The 20,427-nt window shown below is 72.0% G+C and carries 21 protein-coding genes; 19 read left to right on the top strand and 2 right to left on the bottom strand.

Annotation, left to right across the window (positions count from 1 at the left end):
• Positions 1–37 precede the first annotated feature (37 nt).
• The 5 genes from DB033_RS09465 (at position 38) to DB033_RS09445 (ending at position 3,921) form a co-directional block, all read left to right on the top strand.
• The gene (locus DB033_RS09465; RefSeq protein ID WP_205843742.1) at positions 38–820 is read left to right on the top strand and encodes a DUF2520 domain-containing protein; all 783 of its coding nucleotides are present in this window, start codon (positions 38–40) and stop codon (positions 818–820) included.
• Entirely contained in the window at positions 817–1,668 is an 852-nt protein-coding gene (gene panC / locus DB033_RS09460) for a pantoate--beta-alanine ligase (RefSeq protein ID WP_111766454.1), read from the top strand. The genes DB033_RS09465 and panC overlap by 4 nt, the downstream gene beginning before the upstream one ends.
• Positions 1,669–1,703: 35 nt before the next feature.
• Positions 1,704–2,570: a 3-methyl-2-oxobutanoate hydroxymethyltransferase gene (panB, locus tag DB033_RS09455; protein ID WP_111766453.1), complete on the top strand. Its 867-nt coding sequence runs from the start codon at positions 1,704–1,706 to the stop codon at positions 2,568–2,570.
• Between the two features lie 208 nt (positions 2,571–2,778).
• Complete coding sequence (locus DB033_RS09450) at positions 2,779–3,636, top strand: bifunctional methylenetetrahydrofolate dehydrogenase/methenyltetrahydrofolate cyclohydrolase (RefSeq protein WP_111766452.1); 858 nt, start codon at positions 2,779–2,781, stop codon at positions 3,634–3,636.
• Between the two features lie 24 nt (positions 3,637–3,660).
• Positions 3,661–3,921 carry a DUF3017 domain-containing protein gene (locus tag DB033_RS09445; RefSeq protein ID WP_111766451.1) on the top strand — a complete coding sequence of 87 codons (261 nt, stop codon included), beginning with the start codon at positions 3,661–3,663 and terminating at the stop codon, positions 3,919–3,921.
• 12 nt (positions 3,922–3,933) lie between these two features.
• Here the strand turns inward: DB033_RS09445 and DB033_RS09440 are convergent, their stop codons facing one another.
• Positions 3,934–4,404: a MarR family winged helix-turn-helix transcriptional regulator gene (locus tag DB033_RS09440; protein WP_111766450.1), complete on the bottom strand. Its 471-nt coding sequence runs from the start codon at positions 4,402–4,404 to the stop codon at positions 3,934–3,936.
• 178 nt (positions 4,405–4,582) lie between these two features.
• On the opposite strand from DB033_RS09440, the gene DB033_RS09435 reads away from it, so the two are divergent.
• From DB033_RS09435 to DB033_RS09390, 10 genes are all read left to right on the top strand, one after another.
• A complete protein-coding gene (locus DB033_RS09435) occupies positions 4,583–5,800 on the top strand; it encodes an NADP-dependent isocitrate dehydrogenase (RefSeq protein ID WP_111766449.1) in 1,218 nt (405 codons plus the stop codon).
• Positions 5,801–5,819: 19 nt separating this feature from the next.
• Positions 5,820–6,629: an exodeoxyribonuclease III gene (locus DB033_RS09430; protein WP_170315507.1), complete on the top strand. Its 810-nt coding sequence runs from the start codon at positions 5,820–5,822 to the stop codon at positions 6,627–6,629.
• 237 nt (positions 6,630–6,866) lie between these two features.
• Complete coding sequence (locus DB033_RS09425) at positions 6,867–8,324, top strand: YcaO-like family protein (RefSeq protein WP_111766448.1); 1,458 nt, start codon at positions 6,867–6,869, stop codon at positions 8,322–8,324.
• Positions 8,325–8,435: 111 nt separating this feature from the next.
• The gene (locus DB033_RS09420; RefSeq protein WP_111766447.1) at positions 8,436–9,806 is read left to right on the top strand and encodes an ABC transporter substrate-binding protein; all 1,371 of its coding nucleotides are present in this window, start codon (positions 8,436–8,438) and stop codon (positions 9,804–9,806) included.
• A 113-nt stretch (positions 9,807–9,919) separates the two neighbouring features.
• Complete coding sequence (locus DB033_RS09415) at positions 9,920–10,759, top strand: carbohydrate ABC transporter permease (RefSeq protein WP_111766446.1); 840 nt, start codon at positions 9,920–9,922, stop codon at positions 10,757–10,759.
• On the top strand, positions 10,759–11,649 hold the full coding sequence (locus tag DB033_RS09410; protein ID WP_205843740.1) for a carbohydrate ABC transporter permease: 891 nt from the start codon (positions 10,759–10,761) through the stop codon (positions 11,647–11,649). Before DB033_RS09415 ends, DB033_RS09410 begins: the two co-directional genes overlap by 1 nt.
• Before the next feature lie 10 nt (positions 11,650–11,659).
• Positions 11,660–11,944, top strand: a complete 285-nt coding sequence (locus DB033_RS09405) for a hypothetical protein (RefSeq protein WP_111766445.1) — start codon at positions 11,660–11,662, stop codon at positions 11,942–11,944.
• Positions 11,941–12,624 (top strand): polysaccharide deacetylase family protein, encoded by a 684-nt coding sequence (locus tag DB033_RS09400; protein ID WP_111766444.1) that lies wholly within the window; start codon positions 11,941–11,943, stop codon positions 12,622–12,624. The genes DB033_RS09405 and DB033_RS09400 overlap by 4 nt, the downstream gene beginning before the upstream one ends.
• Before the next feature lie 83 nt (positions 12,625–12,707).
• Positions 12,708–12,917: a hypervirulence associated TUDOR domain-containing protein gene (locus tag DB033_RS09395; protein ID WP_111766443.1), complete on the top strand. Its 210-nt coding sequence runs from the start codon at positions 12,708–12,710 to the stop codon at positions 12,915–12,917.
• A 63-nt stretch (positions 12,918–12,980) separates the two neighbouring features.
• Positions 12,981–13,424 carry a hypothetical protein gene (locus DB033_RS09390; protein WP_111766442.1) on the top strand — a complete coding sequence of 148 codons (444 nt, stop codon included), beginning with the start codon at positions 12,981–12,983 and terminating at the stop codon, positions 13,422–13,424.
• Here DB033_RS09390 and DB033_RS09385 read toward each other — a convergent pair.
• Positions 13,397–15,763 (bottom strand): peptidase M6 immune inhibitor A, encoded by a 2,367-nt coding sequence (locus tag DB033_RS09385; protein ID WP_111766441.1) that lies wholly within the window; start codon positions 15,761–15,763, stop codon positions 13,397–13,399. The two genes, DB033_RS09390 and DB033_RS09385, sit on opposite strands and share 28 nt — an antisense overlap.
• Positions 15,764–16,223: 460 nt before the next feature.
• On the opposite strand from DB033_RS09385, the gene DB033_RS09380 reads away from it, so the two are divergent.
• The 4 genes from DB033_RS09380 (at position 16,224) to DB033_RS09365 (ending at position 20,083) form a co-directional block, all read left to right on the top strand.
• Entirely contained in the window at positions 16,224–17,351 is a 1,128-nt protein-coding gene (locus DB033_RS09380) for an ABC transporter ATP-binding protein (RefSeq protein ID WP_111766440.1), read from the top strand.
• A 236-nt stretch (positions 17,352–17,587) separates the two neighbouring features.
• Complete coding sequence (locus tag DB033_RS09375) at positions 17,588–18,244, top strand: ABC transporter permease (protein WP_420814055.1); 657 nt, start codon at positions 17,588–17,590, stop codon at positions 18,242–18,244.
• A complete protein-coding gene (locus tag DB033_RS09370; protein ID WP_111767376.1) occupies positions 18,241–18,993 on the top strand; it encodes an ABC transporter permease in 753 nt (250 codons plus the stop codon). The genes DB033_RS09375 and DB033_RS09370 overlap by 4 nt, the downstream gene beginning before the upstream one ends.
• Positions 18,994–19,051: 58 nt before the next feature.
• Positions 19,052–20,083, top strand: coding sequence for an ABC transporter substrate-binding protein (locus tag DB033_RS09365; protein ID WP_111766438.1), 1,032 nt, complete (start codon positions 19,052–19,054; stop codon positions 20,081–20,083).
• Positions 20,084–20,427 lie beyond the last annotated feature (344 nt).

Below are 20,427 nucleotides of genomic sequence, written 5' to 3'. Positions count from 1 at the left end.
GGCCGCCGACCGGCGTCGGTCCGGCGATGATGCACCGGTGACGGATCCGTGGGTGCCCGAGAGGCCGAGGTCGCAGCGGTTCCTCGCCGGCCCGCGGTGGGCGGGACGGTTGGCGATCGTCGGGCAGGGCCGCATGGGCCGCGGGATGTCGGTGGCCCTCCGGACGGCCGGCGCCGCGGTGTCCGGACCGCACCCACGCGGCTTCGCCGGGGACGGGTCGGAGGCCGTGCTGCTCTGCGTGCCGGACGACCGGATCGCCGCCGCGGCGGCACTGCTGGTGGAAGGTCCGTTCGTCGGGCACTGCGCCGGCGCCCTGCCGCTGTCGGTGCTCGCGACCGTGCCGCCCGAACGCCGGTTCTCCGTACACCCCCTGATCACCGCCACCACCGCCCGGGCCGTCTTCACCGGCGCGTCGGCGGCCGTCGCCGGGGGTTCCCGCGGCGCGCGTGCCGTCGCCTCCACCATCGCCGTCACGGCGGGGATGCGTCCGTTCGTCCTCGACGAGACCGATCGCGCCGCCTACCACGCGGGTGCGGCGATGGCGGCGAACTTCCTGGTGACCGTGCAGTGGGCGGCCGCCCGGCTGCTCACCACCGCCGGCGTGCCGCCCACCGCGGTGCTGCCGCTGGCCCGGCAGGCCCTGGCCGCCTGGTCCGAGCTCGGACCCGACGCGCTCACCGGACCGGTCGCCCGCGGCGACGTCGGGACCGTCGCCGCGCACCGGTCCGCCGTCGCCGACCGCACCCCCGACCTGCTGCCGCTGTTCGACGAACTCGTCCGCGCCACCGAACGGCTGGCCTCCCGGGAGGAGACCCCATGATCGTCGCCCGCACCGTCGCCGACCTCCGCGCCCGGGTCGCCGCCCGGCGCCGGCCGGACACCACCGTCGGGGTGGTGCCGACCATGGGTGCGCTGCACGACGGCCATCTCGAGCTGGTGCGGCGGGCGCGCGCCGACTGCGACGTCGTGGTGCTGACCGTCTTCGTGAACCCCGCCCAGTTCGACGACGCCGCCGACCTGGCCGCCTACCCCCGCACCGAGGAGCGTGACCTCGAGCTGGCCCGCCGGGCCGGGGTGGACGTCGCCTTCGTGCCGCCGGTCGCCGAGGTGTACCCGGCGGGCTTCACCGCGACGGTCGCCCTGCGGGGACCGCTGGTGGAGACGTTCGAGGGCGCGACCCGGGGCTCGGGGCACTTCACCGGGGTCACCACCGTCGTGGCGAAGCTGTTCGGCATGGTCGGTGCCGACCGGGCGTACTTCGGGCGCAAGGACGCCCAGCAGCTCCGGGTCATCCAGGCGATGGTCGCCGACCTCGATCTGGACGTGGAGGTGGTGCCGGTGACCACCGTCCGGGAGGCCGACGGTCTGGCCCTGTCCAGCCGCAACGTCCGGCTGACCGCCGACGACCGGACGCGCTCCGTCGCGCTGAGCCGCGGGCTCTCCGCCGCGGCGGCCGCACTGGCCGACGGCGAGCGCGACGCGGCCGCCCTGCTGCGGATCGCCGGCGCCCCCCTGGACGCGGCCGGCATCCGGCCGGACTACCTCGCGGTCGTGGACGAGCGCACCTTCCTGCCGGTCGACCGTCTGGAACGGCCGGCCCTGCTGCTCGTCGCGGCGCCGCTGGGAGCCGTCCGGCTGATCGACAACGTGCTGCTGAGCGCACCGTGAGCAGCCACCCGACGGGGCCGGGGGCGGACCGCCCGATGGTCACCATCCCGCTGCTGGCGGATCTGAAGCGGCAGCGGCGGCCGATCGTGATGGTCACCGCGTACGACCACCCGAGCGGCTCCGCCGCGGAGGCGGCCGGGGTGGACGTGGTGCTCGTGGGTGACTCGGGCGCGATGACCGTCCTCGGTCACCCCGACACCGTGTCGGTGACGGTCGAGGAGATGCTCGTGCTGGCCCGGGCGGCCCGCCGTGCGGTGCGCACGCCCCTCTTCGTGGTCGACCTGCCGTTCGGGTCGTACGAGATCAGCGACGAGCAGGCGGTCGCGACGGGGGTGCGCTTCCTCAAGGAGGCCGGCGCCGACGCGGTCAAGCTCGAGGGCGGCGGCCGGGTCCCGGTGTCCCGGGCGCGGGCGTTGGTCGACGCCGGCGTCCCGGTGATGGGACACGTCGGGCTCACCCCCCAGACGGCGACGGCCCTGGGCGGCTACCGCGCCCAGGGCCGCACCGCGGCGTCCGCGTGTCGGGTCCTCGACGGGGCGTTGGCGCTGCAGGACGCGGGCTGCTTCGCGCTGGTCTTCGAGGCGATCCCGCGGCAGCTGACCGGGGCGGTGATGCCGCGGCTCGCGGTCCCGGTGATCGGTATCGGAGCCGGCACCGCCACCGACGGGCAGGTGCTGGTCTTCCACGACCTGCTCGGCATCCGGGCGGGCGGGGGACCGCGGTTCGTCCGGCGCTACGCGGACCTCCAGCAGGCGATGGACGCGGGCGTGCGCCGCTACGCCGAGGACGTCCGGTCGGGCGCGTTCCCGGCCGTCGAGCACACCTACGACATGCCGCCGGACGAGTGGGCGGGGTTCCTGGCCGCGCTCGGGGAGGGGCCGGCGGGCGGCGCGGCGTCGTGAGCCCGGCCCCGCGCCGCATGTGATCACCGCTCGGCCCACCGGGGGCCTGCCCGGCCGCGATCCCGGGGTGGGTTGCGCCCGCCACCTGCACCTGACGTCGTACCGGGCCCGACCCACCGGCGGCCCGACGCCCGCACCGGGACGCTTCCGACGGGCGTAGCCGGCCGACCTGCCCGGACCGGCCGGACCGCCGTGGAAGGATGTGGCGGTGACTGCGACCCTCCTCGACGGCAAGGCGTTGCGCGAACGGATGTTCGCGGACCTGCGGAAGCGGGTGGCGGCCCTGACCGCCGCCGGGCACACCCCGGGGCTGGCCACGGTGATCGTCGGTGACGACCCCGGCTCGGCGGCCTACGTCCGCGGCAAGCACGCGGACTCCGCCGGCATCGGTGTGCACTCGATCCGCCGCGACCTGCCGGCCGACCTCAGCCAGGCCGCCCTGCTCGAGGTGATCGCCGAGCTCAACGCCGACCCGGCGTGCGACGGCTACATCGTCCAGCTCCCGCTGCCGGCACACCTGCAGGCCGGCGAGGTGCTGGAGGCGATCGACCCCGACAAGGACGCGGACGGCCTGCACCCGGTCAACCTGGGCCGGCTGGTGCTCGGCGAGCCCGGTCCGCTGCCGTGCACGCCGGCCGGGGCGGTCGCCCTGCTGCGCGCCCACGGCGTCCCCATCGACGGCGCGAAGGCCGTCATCATCGGCCGCGGCGTCACCGTCGGCCGGCCGCTCGGGCTGCTGCTCACCCGCCGTTCGGAGAACGCCACCGTGACGCTGTGCCACACCGGGACCCGCGACCTGGCCGCCGAGGTGCGCGGGGCCGACATCGTCGTCGCCGCCGCCGGTGTGCCCGGCATCGTCACCGCGGACATGGTCAAGCCCGGCGCCGCCGTGCTGGACGTCGGGATCACCCGCACCGACGCCGGTCTCGTCGGCGACGTGCACCCGGACGTGCGGGAGGTCGCCGGCTGGATCGCCCCGATGCCGGGTGGCGTCGGCCCGATGACGCGGGCGATGCTGCAGACGAACGTGGTGACCGCGGCCGAGCGCCGGGTCGCCGGTGTCTGACCTCGCCGGGCGTTGACCGCACCGATGGCCCGCCGGAGCATCCGCAACGCCGTGCCGTTCCTGGTCGTGGGTGCGCTGCTGATCGCCGCGGTGACCCTCGTCGCGATGTCCCGGTTCCGTCGCGGGTCCACCGTCCTCGCGGCCGCGCTGCTGCTCACCGCGGGCATGCGGCTGCTGCTGCCCGCCGAACGGCTGGGTCCGCTCGCCGTCCGGTCGCGGGGCTTCGACGTCGCGTTCTGCACCGCCCTCGGCGGGGCGGTCATGTGGCTGGTGCTGCTCGAGTGACCGGACGTCCGGTCAGGCGGTGAGCTGCGCCCGGTCCACGTCGGCGGGCAGCATCCGGCTGAACACCCGGATCAGCACTTCGGCCTCCTCGTCGGTGAGGTCGTGGGTGAACTCCCGGTCGATGCCTGCCATGTGCACCACCGCCGCCGACCGCAGCGCGTAGCGGCCGGCGCGGGTGAGCACCACCACGACCCCGCGACCGTCGTTCGGGTCGGGCCGGCGTTCGACGAGACCCGCCGCCTCCAGCCGCTCCACCCGCCGGGACAGCCCCGGCTGGCTGAGGATGACCCGGTCCAGCAGATCCTTCAGACGGAGCTTGCCGCCGCACTGGCTCAGCTGCACCAGCACGTCGTACGTGCCCAGCGGCACCTCGTGGGCGGCGTCTAGATCGGCGCCAAGACGGGCCATCAGCCGCGCGTGGGCGTGCACGAACAGCACCCAGGCGTCCATCTGCCGGTCCGGGATCGCGAGCGGTTTCTTCATGCCCTGTCATTCCCCCTGTGCACAGAAGCTGCGGCTGCGCAGGGAATCCAATCAGACGCAGGTCACAGCAAGATCGCGCGGCCGCCGCCGCTCCGGGTCGAGGCGCCGTCGGAGCACGCACTAGGCTCGACGGCGCGCCGCCGCGCGGTGGGCGCAGTCGAGAGGAGTCGCGCAACTCATGGCGAAGATCAAGGTCCAGGGCACTGTCGTCGAGATCGACGGCGACGAGATGACCCGCATCATCTGGGAGTTCATCAAGGAGAAGTTGATCCTGCCGTACCTGGATGTGGACCTGGCGTACTACGACCTGAGCATCCAGAGCCGCGACGCGACCGACGACCAGATCACCATCGACGCCGCGAACGCGATCAAGACCCACGGTGTCGGCGTCAAGTGCGCCACCATCACCCCCGACGAGGCCCGGGTGCAGGAGTTCGGCCTCAAGAAGATGTGGGTCTCGCCCAACGGCACCATCCGCAACATCCTCGGCGGCGTGGTCTTCCGCGAGCCGATCATCATCTCCAACGTTCCGCGGCTGGTCCCGGGCTGGACGAAGCCAATCGTCATCGGCCGTCACGCCCACGGCGACCAGTACAAGGCGACCAACTTCAAGGTCCCGGGTGCCGGCAAGGTCACCATCAGCTGGACCCCGGCCGACGGTGGCGAGCCGATGGAGTTCCAGGTCGTCGACATGCCGGCCGAGGGCGGCGTGGCGATGGGCATGTACAACTTCAACAAGTCGATCGCCGACTTCGCCCGCGCGTCGTTCGCCTACGGCCTGCAGCGCAACTACCCGGTGTACCTGAGCACCAAGAACACGATCCTGAAGGCCTACGACGGCCAGTTCAAGGACATCTTCGCCGACGTGTTCGCCGCCGAGTACAAGGACCAGTTCGACGCCGCCGGCCTCACCTACGAGCACCGCCTCATCGACGACATGGTCGCCTCGGCCATGAAGTGGGAGGGCGGCTACGTCTGGGCCTGCAAGAACTACGACGGTGACGTGCAGTCCGACACCGTGGCGCAGGGCTTCGGCTCGCTGGGTCTGATGACCTCGGTCCTGATGACCCCCGACGGCAGCACCGTGGAGGCGGAGGCCGCGCACGGCACCGTCACCCGGCACTACCGGCAGCACCAGCAGGGCAAGCCGACCTCGACCAACCCGATCGCGTCGATCTTCGCCTGGACCGGTGGCCTCAAGCACCGCGGCAAGCTCGACTCGACCCCCGAGGTCACCGGCTTCGCCGAGGCGCTGGAGGACGTCGTCATCAAGACCGTCGAGAGCGGCAAGATGACCAAGGACCTCGCCGCCCTGGTCGGGCCGGACCAGCAGTGGCAGACCACCGAGGACTTCCTGGACTCGCTGGACGCCAACCTGCAGACCCGGTTGAAGTAGTCCCCCGAGCAGTCCGACCGTGGCACCACCGCGCCGCATCGCCTCCGTGAATGTCAACGGCATCCGGGCGGCGGTGCGGCGCGGCTATGTCGGGTGGCAGACGGCCACCGCACCGGACGTCGTCTGCCTACAGGAGGTGCGCTCCCCGCTCGCCGCGATCCCGCCGGAGGCGGTGGACGGCTACCACCTGAGCTACCACGAGGGACACCAACCGGGCCGGGCCGGCGTCGCCGTCCTCAGCCGTGACGAGCCCTCGGATGTCCGGGTCGGGTTCGGCACGCCGGGGTCGTCGGAATTCGACCGCCAGGGGCGGTATCTGGAGGTCGACCTGCCCGGCCTGACGGTGGCCAGCCTGTACCTGCCCAAGGGCGACAAGGCCGGACCGGTGCTGGACAACAAGCTGGCGTTCATGACCGAGTTCGCCGCGCACGTGACCCGGCGGGCCGCGTCGTCGGTGGCGGCCGGACGCGAGTTCCTGGTCTGCGGCGACTACAACATCGCCGAGACGACGGCGGATCTGCGCTGGTGGAAGCGCTACCAGAAGGCCCCCGGGTTCCTCCCGGTGGAGCGCGCGTGGCTGGCCGCGCTGCAGTCGTCGGCCGGGCTGGTGGACGTGCTGCGGCGACTGCATCCCGACCAGGACGGGCCCTACACCTGGTGGTCGTGGCGGACCTCCGCGTGGGACGCCGACGCCGGCTGGCGGATCGACCACCACCTCGCCACACCCGGTCTCGCCGCGCGCGCCGTCCGCGGCCGGGTCGACCGGGAGGCGTCGTTCGACGCACGCATCTCCGACCACGCCCCGGTGGTCGTGGACTACGCCGGCTGACGGTCGGGGCGGACACACAGACCGTCCGCCGAGCCCCGCCCGGTGGGCGGCACGGGTCCCGGTGCGGCGGTCGGACGTCCGGTACCGCGCCGTCACGCCCGCCGACTCCCGGTCACGACCCGGTGGCACAGACAGCACCCGTGCACCACCCGTCACGCGGTTTACAGCCTCGGCCTTTACGGGCATCATCCGCCGTGCCACCTCCGCCGCACGGCGGATGTCGTGACGAGGAGTGCGATGACCGACGGAACCACCGCCACGGACGCCACCGCAGGTGTGCTCGCCGCCTACCGGGCGGCGCTGTCGGCGTCGGGCTCGCTCACCGAGCACCGCCTGGACGGATTCGACCGCACCGGCATCCCGGTCGCGACGGCCGGGTGGGAGTCCCCCGACGGCCACGCCGCGAACGGGGTGGGTTACGGCACCACCGGTGACGCCGCCGCGATCGGCGCCCTCGGCGAGCTGGCCGAGCAGGTCGTCATGGCCGAGGCGGTCGCCGCCCTGCCGGTCACCTGGGGCTCCTACGACGACCTGCGCCCGACCGCCGTCGATCCCGTGACGCTGACCCTGCCGGCCGGTTCGCCGTACACGCCCGGCATGCGCCGCGCCTGGGTGCCGATGACCCGGCACCGCACCGGCGAGGAGGTACTCGTCCCGGTCGAGTTCGTCGCGTCGTCCGGCGCCGGGCTGCCCGCGGGCTACGAGCCGCTCGTCACCCCGATCAGCAACGGTCTGGGGGCGGGCGACACCCTGGACCGCGCGGTCGGGCACGCGCTCCTGGAGCTCGTCCAACGGGACGGCGACACGGTGTCGTTCCGGGCCCTGGACCAGGGCGTCGCGCTGGATCTCGCCGGCCTCACCGACCCGGCCGCCCGGCGGGCCCTGCAGCGGCTCCGCTCGGTCGGGATCGAGCCGGTGGTCAAACTGGCCTCGACGGAGTTCGCCACCGTCGTCTACGTGGCCGCGGCCGACACCGACCCGGACGCCCCGGCGACGGCCATCGCCTCGATGGGGGAGGCCGCCCACCCCGACCCCCAGGTCGCCATCGGCAAGGCGCTGCTCGAGTACGCCTCCTCCCGCGCGCGCAAGGCGTTCGCCTTCGGTCCGGCCGCCGACGTGGAGCGGCTGCTGCCCGACTACTGGGCGCACGAGCTCACCCTGTCCGTCGGACCCCAGGAACCGCGCGCGTTGGAGACCATGCGGGCCTGGTCGGAGATGCCCGCCGCACGACTCCGGGCCCTGCTCGAACCGACCCTGCTGCACGTCACCCGCACCGTCGACCTCGCCGAGCTGCCCGCCGGTGACCCGTCACGCCACGCCACCCCGGCCGACCTGCTCGACCTGATGCTCGAACGGCTGGCCGGTTTCGACGTGCTGGTCGCCACCGGCCGCGCCGGCGGCATCGTCACCGCGAAGGTGCTGGCCCCGGGCCTGGAGGTGGAGACGCTGTCGTACCTGCGGATCGGCGAGCGGGTCGCCCGCCGGCTCCTCGACCGCGGCAGCCCCCTGGTCGGGCGCGGCACCCCCCGCACCGCCGCCCAGCTGCCGCTGCACCTGACTCCCGACGCGACAGAACGGCTGGGCGGCCCGGTGTGGGTGGACCGCACCGTCGTCGACGCGACCGTCGGCGAGCTGTACCCGCTGTACCGCGAGCCCCGCCGGCACGCCGTGCAACGGCTCGCGGCCCTGCCGTGAGGTCTGTTCCACCGCGGAGTGCATCCACCGCCGCACGCCCCGCGGTAGCCACCCCGCGGACCTGAATGCCACCGACGCCACCCGAGATCGAACCAGGAGATCCCTGATCCCATGCCGCTTTCCCGTCGTTCCTTCATCCAGACCTCGCTCGGCAGCGCTGCCCTGCTCGGCCTCGCGGCCTGCTCCGACGAGAGCACCGGCGTCGGCGGCCCGCCCGCCGCGGGCGGCCAGACCGGCAGCACCGAGTCCGCCGGGGCCAAGGCGAGTCCGTCCAGCACCCCCACCGGCACCATCACGTTCGCGTTCTGGGGCGGCAGTGAGGGCGAGCTGAAGGGTTTCAGCTACGCCAAGGAGAAGTTCGAGGCGGCCAACCCGGGCGCCACCGTGGAGTTCAAGGTTTCGCCGTACGACGGTTTCTTCTCCGGTATCGACCGCGGGTTCCAGGCCGGCAACGCCCCCGACGTGTTCCGCGTCGACTACACGACCATCGGCAAGTACTCCAGCGAGGAGCTGCTGCTGGACATGACGCCGTACTTCACCACCGCCGAGACCGAGGCGTTCCTGCCCGCCCTGTGGAACGCCGTCAAGTTCAACGGCGTCCCCTACGGCGTGCCGCACCAGACCGACACCAGCTGCGTCATCTACGACACCGCGGCGTTCGAGACCGCCGGCATCACCTCGGTGCCGGACTCCCTGGAGAGCGCCTGGACCTGGGACGAGTTCTCCGAGGTCGCGACCAAGCTGCGTGCCTCGCTGCCCGAGACGAAGTTCCCGTTCGCCTATCCGTGGACCCAGGCCGGCGCCTTCCGCTGGTTGTCCTTCCTGTACCAGGCCGGTGGCACGCTGCTCACCGACGACCTGACCAAGGCGGCGATCCCGTCCGACCCGGCCACCAAGGCGCTCGACTTCACCAAGGGTTTCTTCGAGAAGAGCTGGGTCCCGCCGACGGCCAAGATCAAAACCAGCCAGTACTCCGACAGCTTCTTCCTGTCCCAGACCGTGCCGATGGCGATGATCGGTGACTTCCTGGTGCCCGGCATCGCCGACCCGAAGGACGGCTACAAGGGCGACTGGAAGGCCACCTACCTGCCGCGCGACGTCGGTGCCGCCGCGGACCTCGGCGGCAACGCCATCGTCGCCCGGCGGGACTCGGCCAACGCCGACCTGGCCGCCGCGTGGCTGCGTTTCCTGGTCTCCGAGGACATGATGAAGTACTTCTGCGAGCAGGCCATCGAGCTGCCCACGCTGCAGTCGCTGGCCACCGCCGAGCTGGAGTACGTCTACCGGCCGGACGTCGTCACCATCTGCGCGCAGCAGGCGACCACCATCTCCGACCGGATCGTGGCGGAGTCGACGCTGCCCACGTTCAACTCGATCAACACGATCCTGGCCGACCAGCTGGAGCTGGCGTTCAACGGCCAATCCACCGAGGACACCCTCGCCGCCCTCGCCCAGGGCGTCAACCAGGCCCTGGGCTCCTGAGCACCACCACCGGGCTGACCGAGGCGGCGGGCCTCGCGGCAGCACCCGAACCGCGGAGGGGGCCCCGGAACCGGGCACGGCTGGGCACGGTCCTGGCCGCCGGTGGTTTCCTGTTGCCCAACCTGCTGCTCGCCCTGGTGTTCCTGCTGGTGCCGCTGGTGCTCGCGGTGGTCATCAGCTTCCAGCGGCTGGGGTCGCTGGGCAAGGCCACCTGGCTGGGGGTGAACAACTACATCGCCTTGGCCCAGGACGCGGTGTTCTGGGAGACGCTGCGCAACACGGTCGTGTTCACCGTGTTCACCGTCCCGGTCGGGATGGCGCTGGGCCTGGCCATCGCGGTGCTGCTCAACGGTGTGATGCCGTTGCGCACCTTCTGGCGGTCGATCATCTTCCTGCCGCTGGTCATCTCCAGCGTGGCGACCGGCGTGCTGGGTGCGTGGATGTTCGACCAGTTCAACGGTTTCGTGAACAAGTTCCTCGCGCTGTTCGGCCTGACCGGGCCGGCCTGGCAGTCCGACGGCACGTGGGCGATGGTCTCGGTGATCATCGTGACCCTGTGGCAACGCGTCGGATTCGACATGATCATCTACCTGGCGGGCCTGCAGGGCGTCGATCCGGCGGTGCTCGAGGCCGCCGAGGTCGACGGGGCCTCGGGCTGGCGGCGGTTCCGCAGCATCACCTTCCCGCTGCTCGGTCCGTCGACGTTCTTCCTGCTGATCATGAACCTGCTGTACTCGTTCCAGATCTTCGACACCGTCTACGCGATGACCGCCGGCGGGCCCAACTTCTCCACCACGATGGTCGTCACCTACGCCTACCGGATGGGCTTCGACGACCACGGGCCCGGACAGCTCGGCTACGCCGCCGCCATCGGTGTGGTCATCTTCGTCATCTCGATGCTGCTGACCGCCGGTCAGTGGAAGTTCAACCGCAACCGGGACGAGGTCGGCTGATGGTGATGCTCGCCGCCCCCGGCGCCGTGGAGATGCACCCGGAACCGGTGCGCCGGGTCTCCCGGAGCCGCCGGGGCCGGTTCTTCAAGACGCGGGTCGCGTTGGCCGCCGGGACGTCGCTGGTCATCTTCTTCCCGCTGTACTGGATGCTGATGACGGCGTTCTCGCGCCGCGAGGACCTGTACGCGCCCGGCCTGTCGCTCTGGCCACGCAACTTCACCCTGGAGAACTTCACCAAGCCGTTCGACCGGTTCCCGGTGTGGACGTGGTTCGGCAACTCCGCGATCATCGCCGTCGCGGTCACCGCCATCACCGTCGTGGTCAACCTGCTGGCCGGCTACGCCTTCGCGAAACTGCCGTTCAGGGGCCGCAACATCCTGTTCCTGGTGCTGCTGTCGACCATGATGATCCCGGTCCAGTCGATCATGGTGCCGCAGTTCCGCATCTCCATCGAGCTGGGGCTGTACGGCAACCTGTGGGCGGTCATCCTGCCCGAGAGTGCCGCCGTGTTCGGCATCTTCCTGGCCCGGCAGTTCTTCCTGGCCATCCCGGACGAGCTGATCGAGGCGGCCCGGATCGACGGTGCCGGGCAGCTGCGGGTGTTCTTCTCCATCGTGCTGCCGCTGGCCAAACCGCTGATCGCGGTACTCGTGCTGCTGACGTTCATGAACGAGTGGAACGCGTTCTCCTGGCCGCTGATCGCCCTGTTCAGCAACGAGCAGCTGTTCACCCTGCCGATCGGGCTGGTGACGTCACTGCAGAGCCAGTACAGCACCGACTACGGCGCCGTGATGGCGGTCAGCCTCATCTCGGTGCTGCCGATCGTGGTGCTGTTCATCGCGTTCCAGCGGTACTTCGTCCAGGGCCTGGCCCGCACGGGCATCAAGTGACGGGGCACGGGTGAGCTACGAACGCGACGACCTCCGGCGGGCGCAGGACCGCGACTACGCCGCCGAGGGGATCCCGATGGTGTTGGCCCTGGTGAGCGAGGTCGACCCCATCCCGGACCCGCACGACTCCGTCACCGGGGAGGGGGCCTCGCTGGCCGGTGATCTGGACCGCTACCGCGCGGCGCTCGCGCCGTCGCAGCGGGACGGCGATCTCGGCGTCACCGGCAGCGTCCTGCAGGCCGTCGCCTACGCCGACTTCGACCCGCACCGCATCCGCACGGGGCCGGACGCGTGACCGGCGACCACGGGTTCGCCTCCCACCGGGACCTGGTCGCCGGCGGTCGCTTCCTGCGGGTGGTGAACTACCACAACACCCCGGCGTCGACGGCGGCGTCGGTCCACCGGGAGCTCGAGGTGTACCGCGAGCGGTTCGATCCGGTCGATCTCGCCGAGCTCGACACGTTCTTCGCGACCGGGCGGTGGTCCGGCGACCGGCCCGGCCTGCTGCCGGTGTTCTACGAGGGCTACCGCAACAGCTACGACGTGGCCGTGCCGGCCTGCGACGACACCGGTTTCACCGGATGGTTCCCGGTGTGCACCGGGTTCGTCAGCTGCCCGGTGGGGGAGCAGGAGCTGTTCGCGCGGTCGCACTTCATCGACCTGGTCCCCGAGGAGCTGACGGGTGAGCGGATCGCGCTGTCGACCGACGAGCTGGCCGAGATGGCGTCCCGGCACGTGGTCTTCCCGCACACCGCCTCGCACGTGGGGATCGCCGACGTCGTCACCGACGACGATCTGCACCGCGAGATCGTCGAACCCAAGCGCGTGCTCGACGCCATCACCGGGCAGGACTGTGCGGCGTTCGTGTGGCTGCACGGCAGTCCCTGGGGCGGACGACCCCGCGTCGACGGGGCGTTGCTCGGTGCCGGCTACCGATATCTGTTCAGCAACACGATGATCCAGCGGATCCGCTGAGCCGCACCGCTTCTCGCGACTGCGACGCCACGGCGGCGGGTACCGGTAGGACACCACGCCGCACCCACCGAGAGGACCTGACCATGGCCGACGAGTTCAAGAAGGGTGACCACGTCACGTGGAGCACCCACGGCACCACCACCGAGGGCACCGTCGAGAAGAAGATCACCTCGGAGACCGAGGCCGGGGGCCGCAAGGTCAAGGCGTCCAAGGACGAGCCGCAGTACCTGGTCGAGTCGGACAAGTCCGGCAAGGAAGCCGTCCACAAGCCGGACGCGCTCGACAAGAGCTGACACCTTCACCGTGCGCCGCCCGGCGGGTTAGGTTCGAACCGACGGGCGGCGAGAAGGAGCGACATGGGCTGGCGCGACGCGTTGAAGTCGTTCACCTCCGGCGGTGCGACGGCGGGTGAACCGCAGGACATCTCGACCATGACCTCCGACGAGCCCGAGCCCGACTGGTTCGTCCCGCGGACCGACGGCACCTACGTCGGCGGCGCCACGGACGGACGGTTCCGGTACCTGCGGTTCGGCCTCAACGGCACCGTCTACCTCGCGGCCGGGCCGGCCACCGCGGCCGAAGCCCGGGCCCTGCTCGGTCCGGTGAACAGCGACCCCGTCGTCGGCCCGTACACCCCGGCCGGCCGCTTCACCGTGCAGCAGCGCTTCGAGCGGCCCATCGTGTTCACCGTGCTGGCCATCGGCGACCCCGAGTGCCGCACCTTCACGACCCGGGTCACCACCTCCGGACCCGCCCGCAGCGGCGAGTACGGCTACTCGTTCGAGCCTGACGCCGGCTGAGCGGCCACCGACGCCGCACCGGCGGGCACGGTGCCGCCCGGCTGCTGCCGCCCGTTCACTACGAGGGTGTACGCCGCCGGGGTGAGCCGGAGCCCGGTCGGATCGGTGTGGGACACGATCACCACGACCCGGTCGGCGTCGCTGAACGGCTGCAGCTCGGTGGCCCCGAGCACGACGTCGTCCGCGGGCGTCGGTGTCCCGACGGTGATCAGCGTCCGGCCGTTCTCCTCGGTGATCCCGATCAGAGTGAGTGCCCACGGTGACGGCGGGACGGGCCGCGGACCGGCGGGGGAGAGCAGCCCGGCCAGGGAGGTGCCGTCGCTGACGAGGGCGTCGCCGAGCCGCAGGTCGTCCAGCCGCAGCCCACCGGCCGGGCCCGCCCAGCCGATTCCGAGAACGACGTCCGTCCCCGCCCACGCGGTGAGGTCGACCGACACCGGTACGAAGCCGCCGGAATCGCCGGTCAGCGCGGACACCGGCGCCCCGGTGGGCCCGGTCACCGGCACGACGGTCGTCGTCGCTCCGTCGTCGGCCGACACGGTGACGGTCGCGGTACCGCCGGTGTGGTGCGCCAGCATCCGCAGCGTCGGATCGGTGGTGGGCACGGTGACCGGCAGCAGTGCCGGGCGGTCGGCGCGCGCGGACAGCACCGCGTCGCCGGGACGCCCCGGGTCGTCGACGACGACGTCCCAGCCGACCGGTGCTGCAGCGGGTCCCGGTTCGCCGTGGAACTCGAGCCCGGCCAGCTCCGCGCCTCGCAGGACGGTCGGCCGGAATTCCTCGTCGATCCCGGTCAGCGGCACGTAGTCGGCACCGTTCGGAGCGACCCCTGGGGTGGAGTTGATCGCCGGATTGTCCAGGTTCACCGTCGAGTGCACCGCGGCGCTGCTCACCCGCGCCGGGTCGACGCCGGAGATCCCGGCGCCGGCGTCGACGTAGGCGTCCAGGACCACCGACCGCTGGAAGTCCCGCAGGACCTCCGCCGGGTCGGGTTCCCCCCGGGCGGCCAGCGCCGCCGTCACCGCCGCGAGGCCCTGCCGGGCACCGTCGCGGTGCAGGTCGGTCAGGATGCCGGGCCCGTACCGGTCGCCCAGGTAGAGCAGGAACTGATAGGCGTTCCCGTAGTCGGCCAGCACCGCCCCGGGGGCGGTCCCCTCGTTCCACAGGGTCAGCGAGTTCTCCGGCCCGCCGCAGTCCAGTGGGAACGGGTTGCCGGGCCCCCGCACCGTCCCGAAGCCCTGGAAACAGAACAGGTGGCTGTCGGCGCCCGCCCGGTCGACCCCGGCGCGGGCGTCCACGAAGCCGGTCAGGGTCTGAGCCACGTCGGACAGCCCCTCGTCCAGCCAGATCGCCTCTCCCGGATCGGTGTAGTACTGCAGGAGGTGCTGCCATTCATGGGCGAACGTGGCCTCGTAGGCCGACGGCCGGGCGGGGCGGCTGGTGCAGGCGAACGGGGTGGGTTCGTCCGGCGGGTTCGCGCCCGTGCGGTGCGCCCAGTCGTAGGCGTCGATCGTCAGGACGTTGCGGTCGAAGAGCTCGTTGAGCTGGCCGGAGAAGAAGCCCGCGACGCCGGTGGCGGCGTCGGGGAAGGAGTGGAAGTTCCGGTCGCGGATGTTGTCGACGAGCGTGACCGTGCGGTTCCCGGCGCCCCGGTAGTCGCCGCCGTCGCCGTTGCGGTCCGACCAGAGCAGGGCCCCGCTGCCGTCCCGGTCGGGCGGCGTGCTGAACACGCCCGTCTCCACCGGGAAGATCCGGGTGTCGAACGCTGCGGTGAAGGCGGCCAGTTGCGCGTCGGTGATCGTGGTGCTGCCGGGCACCTGGTTGCGGCAGTCCGTCGCCGGGAACGCCAGGTCGACGGCCACCCACACCTCGATGTGCTCGCCGACCGCCCGCAGCGTGTAGTCCTTGCGGTAGAGCACGCCGCGGACGTCGTCCAACCCCAGCCACTGCCGGACGGTACCGACGGCCGGGGTGGGTTCCGCGGTAGCCGGGGCGGGGGCGTCGCCGGTGTCGTCGGTCCGTGCCCCGGACGACGCGGCCGGGCCCGGAACACGCGGCCCGTCGGGCGGCCCGGGCGCCGGGGCGTAAGACGACGGGATCTCGAGCGTCTCGCCCTCGACGGTCAGCGGACGGTCCTCGAACGGCACGGTGTCCGCAGGTGCGGCCGACCCGTTCGTGTGCGCGGAGGTGCGGTCCGCGATCGGCGCCACCTCCGCAGCGGTGTCCGCGAGCGCGACCGCGATCGGGTCCGACGCCCGCCCGGCGACGGCGGGACCGGCTGTGAGCAGCGGCACCATCACGGCGACGGCGACGGCGCCGGCGATACCTCTGCGGATCACGACTTCTCCCAGCACGGTGGATCGGACCCGTTCTGACTATCGGTCCATCACCGGCAGCGTCAATCGGCCGACCGGGCGGGATGTCACCCGATCGGGAGGACGATCCCAGCACGGTTGCCGCGGATCACCGGATCGCACCCCCGCGACGAGGGCCGGTCACTCCGCGGCCCGCCGCAGTGGGTGGGTCGGGACGGCCGGTCGGGTGTCGTCACGCGAATGGTCTCGACTCGATATCGGTCACCGCGGCCGCCGCGAGCGGACGTCCGAACGGGGTATGCAAGCTCTGGACACGCCGCGCCGGCCCCCACTGTCGGTGCGTCGTACTAGCGTTGCCCTCGGATTCCGCCGCTCCACCTGATCTGCGCTCGGTCGCACGACGGGACGGTCTCCGCGATCGCCCACCCTGACTACTCGCCCGCGTCAGCCCGAAACCGGCTGGACACGAGGAGGCCTCAGTTCGATGATCCGATTCGACCACGTCACCAAGCGCTATCCGGACGGCACCGTCGCCGTCGACGACCTCAGCCTCGAGGCGGCCTCCGGTGAGATCACCGTCTTCGTCGGTCCGTCCGGCTGCGGGAAGACCACCTCACTCCGGATGATCAACCGGATGATCCAGCCGACCTCCGGCACGATCTGGCTCGACGACCGGGACACCGGCAGCTTCTCGGCCTCCGACCTGCGGCGCGGCATCGGCTACGTCATCCAGCACGCGGGCCTGTTCCCGCACCGCACCATCGTCGACAACGTCGCGACCGTTCCGCTGCTGCTGGGCACCTCCAAGGCGCAGGCCCGCAGCCGCGCGATGGAGCTGCTGGAGCGCGTGGGCCTGGACGCGAGCTTCGCCAAGCGCTACCCGGCGCAGCTGTCGGGAGGTCAGCAGCAGCGCGTCGGCGTGGCCCGGGCGCTCGCCGCCGACCCGCCCGTGATGCTCATGGACGAGCCCTTCTCCGCCGTCGACCCCGTGGTCCGCGGCCAACTGCAGGAGGAGTTCCTCCGCCTGCAGCAGGAGCTGGGCAAGACGATCGTGCTGGTCACCCACGACATCGACGAGGCCGTCAAGCTCGGCGACCGGATCGCGGTGCTGCGGACCGGTGGGCACCTCGCCCAGCTGGCCACGCCGACCGAGCTGCTCAGCCGCCCCGCCGACGACTTCGTGGCCGCGTTCGTCGGCCGCGACCGGGGCTACCGGGCGCTGGGCTTCGAATCCGCCGGTGACCTCGACCCCCAGCCGGAGCCGACGGTGACCGTCGGGTCCGACCGGGCTGCGGCCGAGGGCGTCGCTCTCGACGGTTGGGTGCTGGTCGTCACCGCCGACGGCGAGCCGATGGGCTGGCTGGAGATCGTGCCCGGGGCCACCGGCGACATCGATCCGGTGATCCTCAACCGGGGTGGCACGCGCGTCGGGCTCGACGGCAGCTTCCGCGACGCCCTCGACGCCGCGCTGTCGTCGCCGAGCGGCCGGGGAGTGGTCGTCGACGGAGCCCGTCGGCTGGTCGGCACCGTCACCGCGGGTGAGGTGGTCCGTCGCATCGAGGCGCAGGCCGGCGACCGCCGCGCCGCCGAGCGGACCGCGGTCGCCGGATGATCGGCGCCGCCATCCGGGCGGCGACGGCACCGCAGGTGCCCGTTCACCACGCCGGTGCACCCGTCCCGTCGCCATTCACCACTGATCCGGTCGTGTTCCACGCCCACGTCGCCGTCGAAGGTCTCACCGTCGCCGGCGACGGGCCGCCCGGACAGGCGCTTCCGGTCTTGTCGACCCTGCGGCCGGGGGCGGAACTGCATGCCCTGGCCGACGGGCCGCCCGGACAGTGGGACTTCATCGGGTACTTCGGTGACCACACCGCCGAAGTGCTCGACCTCTTCGCCCAACACGTCTGGCTGTCGGTGGTCCCTGTCGTGCTCGGGCTGATCATCGCGTTGCCCATCGGCTACCTGGCTCGTCGCTACGCCTGGACCTATCCGCCGCTGGTCAGCATCGCCGGCCTGCTCTACACGATCCCGTCGATCGCGTTGTTCGTACTCGCGCCGGGCATCCTGGGCACCCGCATCCTCGACCCGGTCAACGTGCTGTTCCCGCTCACCGTCTACACCGTCGCCCTGCTGGTGCGGGTGGTCGCCGACGGGCTGGCCTCGGTGCCCACCGAGGTCCTGCAATCGGCCACCGCGATGGGCTACGGGCGGCTGGCGCGGCTGATCCGGGTCGAGCTGCCCATCGCCGTCCCGGTCATCAGCACCGGGCTGCGGGTCGCCGCCGTCTCCAACGTCGGGCTGGTCACCGTCGCCACCACCATCGGCACCGCCCAGCTCGGTCAGCTGTTCTCCACCGGGCTGCAGATGTCGTCGTTCCGGTCCTATTACGCGCCGATCGTGCTGGGCATCGTGCTGTGTCTTCTGCTGGCGCTGGTGCTGGACGGACTGATCGTCGCCGGCACCCGGGTCCTGACACCGTGGCGCCGAGCGGGGAGGCCGGCATGATCGGCGGCGTCCTCGACTTCCTGACCCGTGCGTCCAACTGGAGCGGCCCGCAGGGCATCCCGGCGCGCATCGGCGAGCACCTCTACTACTCGGCCATCGCCATCGTGATCGCGCTGGTCATCGCGCTGCCGCTGGGCCTGCTCATCGGCCACACCGGTCGCGGTGTCGCTGCCGTGTCGCTCGTGGTGAACGCGGTCCGGTCGCTGCCCAGCTTCGGTCTGCTCATCTTCTTCGTCGTGCTGCTGTCGCCGCTCATCACCGGCCGCAACAACCTCGTCTACCTGCTGCCCACCGAGGTCGTGCTGGTGCTGCTCGCGCTGCCCTCGATCCTCGGCAACACCGTGGCCGGCATCCAGAACGCCGACGCGGCCGCGCGGGACGCCGCCCGCGGGATGGGGATGACCAGCTCGCAGGTGCTGTTCCGCGTCGAACTCCCCAACGCGCTGCCGCTGATCATCTCCGGGGTCCGCAGCGCCGCCCTGCAGGTCATCGCCACCGCCACCATCGCCTCCTACGTCTCCCTCGGCGGCCTCGGTCGCTACGTCTTCACCGGCCTGGCCCAGCAGGACTACAGCCAGATGGCCGCCGGCGCCGTTCTGGTCGCGGTCCTCGCGCTGGTCGTCGATCTGCTGCTCGCGCTGGTCCAGCGGCTGATCGTCTCCCCGGGCGTCAGCGGCCGCTTCCGCAGCCGCGTCGAACCGGGCCCGGCCACTGCTGCCGTCGTTCCCAAGGAGCCCGCCGTCGCCTGACCCGGATCCGACCCCCTGCCGACCACCACACACCCCCGCACCACCACCAGGAGAAGCAATGAGAACCAGATCCACCGCACTCGCCGCCCTCGTCAGCGCCGCCGCCCTCGTGCTGACCGCCTGCGGCGGCTCGTCCGATCCGCTGAGCAGTGCCCCGTCCACGACGCCGTCGTCGAGCACGCCCACGTCGTCCGCCTCGAGCGCGCCGACCTCCGCGGACTCGTCCGCCACCGGCTCCGCCGGTGCCACCGAGAGCTCCGCCGGCGGCGCCACCGGCTCCGAGACCGCCGGCGGCACCGTCAAGATCGGCTCGGCCAACTTCCCGGAGAGCGCCCTGCTCGCCGAGATCTACGCCGGCGCGTTGGAGGCCAAGGGCCTGACCGTGGAGAAGACGCTCAACATCGGCAACCGCGAGGCCTACTACAAGGCTCTGCAGGACGGGTCGATCGACCTGATCCCCGAGTACTCGGGTGCGCTGCTGTCCTACAAGGACAAGGCGGCCACCGCCGTCTCGGCCGAGGACGTCTACGCCGCGCTGCCGGCCGTCGTGCAGCCCGACGGCCTCGAGGTGCTCGAGCCGTCCCAGGCCGAGGACAACGACTCGCTGGTCGTCACCCAGGAGACCGCCCAGCAGTACAACCTCAAGACCATCGCCGACCTCGCGCCGGTCGCCGGCGAGCTGACTCTGGGCGCCGCAGCCGAGTTCGAGACCCGCGCCGACGGCATCCCGGGCCTGCAGAAGAACTACGGCGTCACCTTCAAGTCGTTCACCGCGCTGGACCCGGGTGGGCCCCTGAGCATCAACGCGCTCAAGGGCGGTCAGGTCGACGTCACCGACATCTTCACCACCGACCCGTCGATCGCGGCCAACAACTGGGTCGTGCTCGAGGACCCGAAGAACAACTTCCGTGCCCAGCAGATCCTGCCGCTGGTCCGCTCCTCGCTGGCCGGCCAGACCGCCGAGGCGCTGAACGCGGTGTCGGCCAAGCTGACCACCGAGAACCTCACCGAACTGCTCGTCCGGGTCTACTCCAACGAGCCGGCCGAGACGGTGGCCAAGGACTGGCTCAGCCAGAACGGTCTCGTCTGACCTGCCCGCTCCGTCGTCATCACCGCACCGCCCGACCGGCTCCGGTCGGGCGGTGCGGCGTTTCCGGCGCCACGGTGACGCCGTGCTTGACTCGTCCGGTGACGGGACGCGGCGACCGCCGCCCACACGGAGGAGCGCGGACATGATGTGGTGGCAGGTGGTGCTGCTGGTGGCGTTCCTCGCGGCGGTGGCGTTCTACACGGTCAAGGTGATCCGGCCGCCGAAGAAGTAGCGCCCGTCTCCCGCCCCGGCCGGTGCCGCCCGGCGCGCCCGCCCGTGCCGCCCCGACACGCCCCGCCCGACCCGCCCGGCTCGGCGCGCCCGCCCGTGCCGCCCCGCCCGCC

Source organism: Nakamurella deserti (assembly GCF_003260015.1).
Lineage (GTDB): Bacteria > Actinomycetota > Actinomycetes > Mycobacteriales > Nakamurellaceae > Nakamurella > Nakamurella deserti.
Note: the sequence above shows the minus strand (reverse complement) of the source record. Positions and strands in the feature narration are given on the sequence as shown.

Bases quoted from the DNA above. Each gene is read 5' to 3' on its own strand.
- panC (WP_111766454.1), top strand. From the start codon at position 817: ATGATCGTCGCCCGCACCGTCGCCGACCTCCGCGCCCGGGTCGCCGCC.
- panB (WP_111766453.1), top strand. From the start codon at position 1,704: ATGGTCACCATCCCGCTGCTGGCGGATCTGAAGCGGCAGCGGCGGCCG.
- DB033_RS09445 (WP_111766451.1), top strand. From the start codon at position 3,661: ATGGCCCGCCGGAGCATCCGCAACGCCGTGCCGTTCCTGGTCGTGGGT.
- DB033_RS09440 (WP_111766450.1), bottom strand. From the start codon at position 4,404: ATGAAGAAACCGCTCGCGATCCCGGACCGGCAGATGGACGCCTGGGTG.
- DB033_RS09435 (WP_111766449.1), top strand. From the start codon at position 4,583: ATGGCGAAGATCAAGGTCCAGGGCACTGTCGTCGAGATCGACGGCGAC.
- DB033_RS09425 (WP_111766448.1), top strand. From the start codon at position 6,867: ATGACCGACGGAACCACCGCCACGGACGCCACCGCAGGTGTGCTCGCC.
- DB033_RS09420 (WP_111766447.1), top strand. From the start codon at position 8,436: ATGCCGCTTTCCCGTCGTTCCTTCATCCAGACCTCGCTCGGCAGCGCT.
- DB033_RS09410 (WP_205843740.1), top strand. From the start codon at position 10,759: ATGGTGATGCTCGCCGCCCCCGGCGCCGTGGAGATGCACCCGGAACCG.
- DB033_RS09395 (WP_111766443.1), top strand. From the start codon at position 12,708: ATGGCCGACGAGTTCAAGAAGGGTGACCACGTCACGTGGAGCACCCAC.
- DB033_RS09390 (WP_111766442.1), top strand. From the start codon at position 12,981: ATGGGCTGGCGCGACGCGTTGAAGTCGTTCACCTCCGGCGGTGCGACG.
- DB033_RS09380 (WP_111766440.1), top strand. From the start codon at position 16,224: ATGATCCGATTCGACCACGTCACCAAGCGCTATCCGGACGGCACCGTC.
- DB033_RS09370 (WP_111767376.1), top strand. From the start codon at position 18,241: ATGATCGGCGGCGTCCTCGACTTCCTGACCCGTGCGTCCAACTGGAGC.
- DB033_RS09365 (WP_111766438.1), top strand. From the start codon at position 19,052: ATGAGAACCAGATCCACCGCACTCGCCGCCCTCGTCAGCGCCGCCGCC.